Origin of the sequence: Flavobacterium sp., from assembly GCF_046317795.1 — a bacterium.
In the GTDB taxonomy this organism is placed as follows: domain Bacteria; phylum Bacteroidota; class Bacteroidia; order Flavobacteriales; family Flavobacteriaceae; genus Flavobacterium.
Genome location: NZ_JBKCVI010000138.1, coordinates 1 through 5,788 on the forward strand (window position 1 = coordinate 1; position 5,788 = coordinate 5,788).

8 protein-coding genes and 1 pseudogene are annotated in these 5,788 nt (G+C 32.5%); 1 reads left to right on the plus strand and 8 read right to left on the minus strand.

What is annotated here, in order from left to right; translation table 11 throughout:
* Window positions 1-14 precede the first annotated feature (14 nt).
* Window positions 15-1,088, minus strand: a complete 1,074-nt coding sequence (locus ACK5ON_RS08230) for a 2Fe-2S iron-sulfur cluster-binding protein (RefSeq protein WP_409821569.1) — start codon at window positions 1,086-1,088, stop codon at window positions 15-17.
* A 114-nt stretch (window positions 1,089-1,202) separates the two neighbouring features.
* A complete protein-coding gene (locus ACK5ON_RS08235; protein ID WP_409821571.1) occupies window positions 1,203-1,778 on the minus strand; it encodes a TetR/AcrR family transcriptional regulator in 576 nt (191 codons plus the stop codon).
* Between the two features lie 133 nt (window positions 1,779-1,911).
* Between ACK5ON_RS08235 and ACK5ON_RS08240 the strand changes: the two genes are divergently transcribed.
* Window positions 1,912-2,220, plus strand: a complete 309-nt coding sequence (locus ACK5ON_RS08240; RefSeq protein ID WP_396155282.1) for a rhodanese-like domain-containing protein — start codon at window positions 1,912-1,914, stop codon at window positions 2,218-2,220.
* Window positions 2,221-2,257: 37 nt separating this feature from the next.
* Here the strand turns inward: ACK5ON_RS08240 and ACK5ON_RS08245 are convergent.
* The 6 genes and pseudogenes from ACK5ON_RS08245 to ACK5ON_RS08270 all read right to left on the minus strand — a co-directional run bounded on the left by ACK5ON_RS08245 (window position 2,258) and on the right by ACK5ON_RS08270 (window position 5,659).
* Window positions 2,258-2,924: pseudogene (locus tag ACK5ON_RS08245) on the minus strand (DUF4230 domain-containing protein).
* A 1-nt stretch (window position 2,925) separates the two neighbouring features.
* Window positions 2,926-3,873 (minus strand): GSCFA domain-containing protein, encoded by a 948-nt coding sequence (locus tag ACK5ON_RS08250; RefSeq protein WP_409821573.1) that lies wholly within the window; start codon window positions 3,871-3,873, stop codon window positions 2,926-2,928.
* Between the two features lie 29 nt (window positions 3,874-3,902).
* Window positions 3,903-4,514, minus strand: a complete 612-nt coding sequence (locus tag ACK5ON_RS08255) for a nucleotidyl transferase AbiEii/AbiGii toxin family protein (protein ID WP_409821575.1) — start codon at window positions 4,512-4,514, stop codon at window positions 3,903-3,905.
* The gene (locus tag ACK5ON_RS08260) at window positions 4,504-4,767 is read right to left on the minus strand and encodes a hypothetical protein (RefSeq protein ID WP_396174807.1); all 264 of its coding nucleotides are present in this window, start codon (window positions 4,765-4,767) and stop codon (window positions 4,504-4,506) included. Before ACK5ON_RS08260 ends, ACK5ON_RS08255 begins: the two co-directional genes overlap by 11 nt.
* A gap of 60 nt (window positions 4,768-4,827) precedes the next feature.
* On the minus strand, window positions 4,828-5,004 hold the full coding sequence (locus tag ACK5ON_RS08265) for a GSCFA domain-containing protein (RefSeq protein ID WP_396174829.1): 177 nt from the start codon (window positions 5,002-5,004) through the stop codon (window positions 4,828-4,830).
* A gap of 214 nt (window positions 5,005-5,218) precedes the next feature.
* A complete protein-coding gene (locus tag ACK5ON_RS08270) occupies window positions 5,219-5,659 on the minus strand; it encodes a lipocalin family protein (protein WP_409821577.1) in 441 nt (146 codons plus the stop codon).
* Window positions 5,660-5,788 lie beyond the last annotated feature (129 nt).

Genomic DNA, 5,788 nt, shown 5'->3' on the forward strand with positions numbered 1-5,788 from the left:
GGCATAAATCCTAATTAAGCACCAAAATCGACTACAATCTTTTTTGACGTGGGTACGGCTTGGCAGCTTAGGGTGTATTTTTTTGCCACTTCGCTAGCATCGAGTGCATAATTCACTTTCATTTCGGCGGTGCCTTCTACGATTTTACATCGGCAGGTGCCACAAACTCCCCCTTTGCAGGCAAATGGCAAATCGGCTCCGGCAGCTATGGCGCTGTCGAGAATAGTGTCGAAAGCTTCATCCATAACAAAGTGGAATTCCTTTCCGCCGTCGATGATGGTAACTTCTGTGCCATCGACTTTTTTCTCTACTATTTTGCTTATTCTTTGTTTGTCTTCTTCTGATATTCCGGTGTTGAACAGCTCGAAATGTATTTTTGCTGCTGGCAATCCGGCGGCGATTAATTCGTCTCGCAACAAGAATATCATTTCTTCCGGTCCGCAGATGAAACAGTCGTCTGTAGATGGAATATCGATAATTTTATCGGTTAAGATTTGGAGCTTTTCTTTGGTAAATCTTCCGTTCAAAAGGGCAATGCTTCGGTGTTCTTTGGTTAAAAAATGAAAGATTTCAAAACGTCCGAAATATTTATTTTTGAGTTGCTCAATTTCCTCTTTAAAGATAATTGATTTTACGGTTCGGTTGAGATAAAACAGTTTAAAAGTGCTTTTTGGTTCAGTGGCCAAATGTGTTTTGATGATGGAAAGTATTGGCGTTATTCCGCTTCCGGCGGCAAAAGCGATATAGTTTTTGGCTTGTACGGAATTGAGAGCTGTGTGGAAAGTACCGTGTGGTGAAATTACATCGAGTGAATCGCCTTTTTTTAATGTGTCATTTACGAAAGTAGAAAAAACACCTTCGTTGATTTTTTTTACAGCAACCTGCCATTTTTTTTCTATAGGGCTAGAGCATAACGAATAGGATCGTCTTTCTTCTTTGCCACCTATATTTGCTCGCACCGTTACATGTTGTCCTTGTATGAATTGGAATTCTTGCTGCAAATCGGTTGGTATATCTAAGGTAATCACCGAACAATCTTTGGTTGTTTTATAAATATCTGCGACTTTAATACTGTGGAATTTTGCCATAAATCTGATTTACGATAAACTAACAATTGTTAGTTTACTATGCAAAATTAAGGAATATTTATTTAAAAGTTACTACAACGTTTGAAAATTTTATACTTGATGATTATCAAGGGATTAATCCATTACAATTCCGTTTAACAAAACCTGAATCATATTGGATTTCAGGACAGCTGGTTCGGGGCTTTTTTTCTTTCCGTACCAAAGATATAGGGTTCGTAGCGTGGAAAGAGTGGAGAAAATAATTACTTCCAGGTTTAGATTTTTGATTTCACCATCGGCAATTCCTTTTTGGACAATAGTTCGGAAGTTCTCTTCATAGTCTTCACGCATTTTGATAAAATAAGTCAATTCGGCATCTGCCAAATGCATCCAATCGTTGTTCAAACACGCCAATGCATTGGCATCGCGCAAGGTAATATTGAGATGTAATTGAATGATTTTTTCTATTTTTTTGATGGTGGTTTCGCTAGAATTGACGACTTGGTTCATGGTGTTTGTAAATTCTTCGGCAATTACTATAATGATTAAAACCAAGATTTCCTGTTTGGATTTGATGTGATTGTACAAACTAGCCGCCTTTATATCCATGGCTTGAGCAATATCGCGCATGGTTACGGCGCTGTAACCTTTCTCTTTGAAAAGCTTGGCTGCCACGTTTATGATTTCGGTTTTTCGGTCGATAGGTTTCATTAATTCAAATATATAGAATATTTTTAGTTGGGTAACTTTTGTTACATAAATGTGTTTTAGAATGTTTTAGTTTTGCAATGAAAACATATTATAACGAACACAGAATAGAGAAAATTAAATAATTTAAAAAATTATGGGAATATTGAGCATGTTAGGTTTGGTCAGTAAATCAAAAAACATAAAAGAATTTACAAACAAAGGAGCTGTGATTATTGATGTTAGATCTCGTGGAGAATTTCAAGGTGGTCATATCAAGGGGTCAAAAAATATACCTTTGGATACCATTGCTGCAAAAATTTCTGAAATAAAAAAACTAGAAAAACCAGTAATTGTTTGCTGTCGCTCAGGTATGAGAAGTGCACAAGCCGCTTCTATTCTTAAAGAGAATGGCATCGAAGTGATAAATGGTGGTGGTTGGCAGAGTTTAGAAAGTAAGCTTTAGCTGGTAAAAGAAAAATAATTAAATGATTGTTATAGCATTACATTTTTAAATTCGTTTTCAAATCGGAATCGTTTTCAATTAGTGAATCTTTATATTCTAACTTCCATCCCATGGTGTTGGTTAGAATTAATATTTTTGAAAGCTCACTAATCAAACGATTTTGAGCATTAAACTTCAAAGATGATTTTTCAATTTTTTTTTGCTAAATTTTCTCTAACTGTTTTGTCAATTTTGTTGTAATCATCTCCATCAAATTGGTTTAAAGTACTTTGCTCAATATCGTAAAACTTTATTGTTGGGCTAATTTTTATTTCTTCTTTGGGAATATTTAGAATAGTAATTGTTTTGTTTTTTTCGTCAATATCATATTTTATTTTACTTAAATCAAAGGCAACCGTAACATCGGCATTGATAATAATAAGTGCTTTTTTCTCAAATGAAATGAAATCCATCAAATATTTTTGTTGGTCTTTATAAGTCAAAACCTCAGCAAAATGTCCTTCGGTAACCACTAATTTTCCAACATTTTTTATTTGCTTTTCTATTAAATTGGTATTGTATTCAATAGTAGATTCGTGATTGCGTGATTTAAAAAAGTTATACCCAAAAAAAAGCACCAAAGCAATCAAGAGCAATACAACCCATTTTCTAAACTCTATAACGGCTCCAAAAAAGCCAACTTTCGTTTTAGTTTGTTGTGACATTTTAAAATTGAATTTGTGGAAATTTAGATGCTAAAGTATTCATTTTTTTTATTAAATTTTTACTAAACTCCTGATGACTTGCCGAATCGGGATTAAAGGGTCGATGAGCTAATCCTTTTTGAATGGTTTCAATTTCCTGCATTATGGGAAAACAAGCTGTGGAAATATAGTTTTCAGAAAAACGTTCCCAAATATAATCGATAGCCATTTGACTTGGATGTAATAGGTCATCAGTGTAAAAACGATAATCGCGCAATTCGTCCATCATGATTTCGTAGGAAGGGAAGTAATTCGAGTTGCGAGTTTCGAGTTTCGAGTTGTGCAACCCTGAAATCAGATGCGCTTTGCTGCGCTGGTTTTGAACAAAACCGTCTTTGATGTGACGCACGGGCGAAATAGTAAAAATGAAATGACAATTCGGGTTGACTTTCTGAATTAAATCAATAGTATTCTTTATCGATTGCTCAATAACTTGTGGTGATAGAATTTCTTTTTCAAATTGATTTTGCGGTACTTTATGACAATTGGCTACAATTTTTCCAGATTGTTTATTTCTGTATACCCAAGAGGTTCCGTACGTAATGATACTATGTGTGGATTGGATTATTAGATTGTGGGATTGTTGGATTTTCAGATTTAGATTTGTTAAAAATGTTTCTTTATCCGGATGGCTTAACTCCGAATGCACTTCGTAACAATGCCATAAATTGTTGTGGAAAAAAATATCGTATTCTGTATACTTTTTACTATTGACTACTCTTGAAACTAAGTTTTCAATAGCAACGGGATTAAAAATAATTCCAAATGGATTGGTTGTTATTTGGAATTTAAAATATTGGAATTTATCGCCAATATTCTCGGCAAAACAAGAACCTAAAGCCAGTATCTTAGAGTGATACTCAATTGGGTTTTTGTAACGGGATATTGGGACTTTGGTGGTAAAATTCACTTGGCTTTTTTAAAATTCAATAGATAAAATCATAAACCTTCAATACTAACATTTAGTAAAAAATCTTGTATTTCTTTCTCTGTTGGTGGATTTGGAATTAAATAGGAAATTTCCTCGTCATAATTTATTCCCTTGAAATAGCCAATCTGAGCAATAAATTGCTTTTCTATAAATTCGTCTCCAAAAATCTCTTTTGCTTTTGTTAAAACTTCTTTAAACGCAAAATGAAATTTAAGAATAAAATAAAGGTCAACATAATCCTTCCACTTGGCTCTTCTTCCTAATGCAAATGCTTTCATTGCTGCAAGTGTTAGTAAATCTGGCATTTTGATAATTCCTTTTAATTCAGAACTAATTGGAACTTTATACGGAAATGAAAAGAAAGTTATTTTTACCCCATTTGCGGACATATTTAACTGATTATAATCGGCAAAAGAAACTTTATAATCTATCGTTTTAAGTTTAGAGAAAATATCTTTTTTGCGAATATCTTTTTCTTTAAATAAATCAAAATCAATGGATTCTCTATGCCCAATATGTAAGGCAATAGCCGTTTCACCAACCAAATAATATTCTCTTTTGAATTGAACTAAGGTTGAAAGTAATTGATTTTGTGCTTTATTTAAAATTTCAAGATGCATATTTGTAAGCAATTCTGCCCATTAAATCTAACATTTCCGGAATATAATTTCCTACTTTTCTATCTGTAACTAGTTCATAAACACGTTTCAATTCTTGAAAACCAATAATTGAAATAAGCTCTTTTACATCTTCCCAAGTACCATAGTTAAAAATAAATTCAACCAACACTTCATTGTCTATATTTGGAATAGCTTCTTTTTTAATGTACCAAAAAAGAGAAGCATTTTTTTCTATAAATTCGGCTCTTGTCAATGTAATAGAGTTTGCGGGTTAACGATTTATATTTTCAAATTTTAAAAGTAAAAATTCTAATCAAATATAAGAAAAAAAGTTACTATTTAGGTTCAATAATGATACTTCAAAACAACGCCAAAAATCGTAGTGGAAGAAAATATCGTTTTCTGTATACTTTTTATTATTGTCTACTCTTGAAATGAGGTTTTCAATAGAGACCGGATTAAAAATTATTCCAAATGGATTGGTTGTTATTTGGAATTTAAAATATTGGAATTTCTAACTGTATTTTCGGCAAAACAAGAACCCAAAGACATTATATTGGAATTATAATCTATCGGATTATTTGACTTTGAAATAGGAATTTTAGTCGTGAAGTTCATTTTATATTTTAAAAACTATTTCAAAAATACAAAATAGCATCCAAAATTAAGACTTACTATTTTACTTCTGGATTAAGCTTCCTAGTTTAGTCTCTTGTAAAAGTAGTTTTTACAACAAATGTTCCTTCTGGTTCTATTACTGTTTGTTTCACAATTAGTTCTTCCGATGTTAATTTTTCAATAGTATAAACGTATTCATATATAATAGGATCAAAATTGGTGTTGGATACAGTTAATATATTCCCATTCAATACCCATAATGACGGTTCAACTTCTGTTAGTTCACATGCACTATTAAACCCGTTGAAAGTTAACTCTCCATTATCGAAAAATTCTTGAAAATCTTTATTTGTAGCACAGTCATGATTGTAATTTTCAAAAGGACCATTGTCATAAGTTCCTCCTTTAATATACCATTTTCCTAGAAGGTTTTGCGAATTAATAGCTAATCCATTGTTATCATTATTAGTACAAGCTGCAGATAATACTACAAAACCAATATAATAACTTTTTTCATTTGAACATATTTATTTCACAAAAGTAACAGCTTTCTCCAAAGCTTCTTTAATTCCAGCCACATTTTTTCCACCAGCTGTTGCAAAGAAAGGTTGTCCGCCTCCGCTGCCTTGAATGTATTTCCCCAATTCGCGAACTAC

Bases quoted from the DNA above. Each gene is read 5' to 3' on its own strand.
- ACK5ON_RS08240 (WP_396155282.1), top strand. From the start codon at position 1,912: ATGGGAATATTGAGCATGTTAGGTTTGGTCAGTAAATCAAAAAACATA.
- ACK5ON_RS08235 (WP_409821571.1), bottom strand. From the start codon at position 1,778: ATGAAACCTATCGACCGAAAAACCGAAATCATAAACGTGGCAGCCAAG.
- ACK5ON_RS08230 (WP_409821569.1), bottom strand. From the start codon at position 1,088: ATGGCAAAATTCCACAGTATTAAAGTCGCAGATATTTATAAAACAACC.
- ACK5ON_RS08255 (WP_409821575.1), bottom strand. From the start codon at position 4,514: ATGCATCTTGAAATTTTAAATAAAGCACAAAATCAATTACTTTCAACC.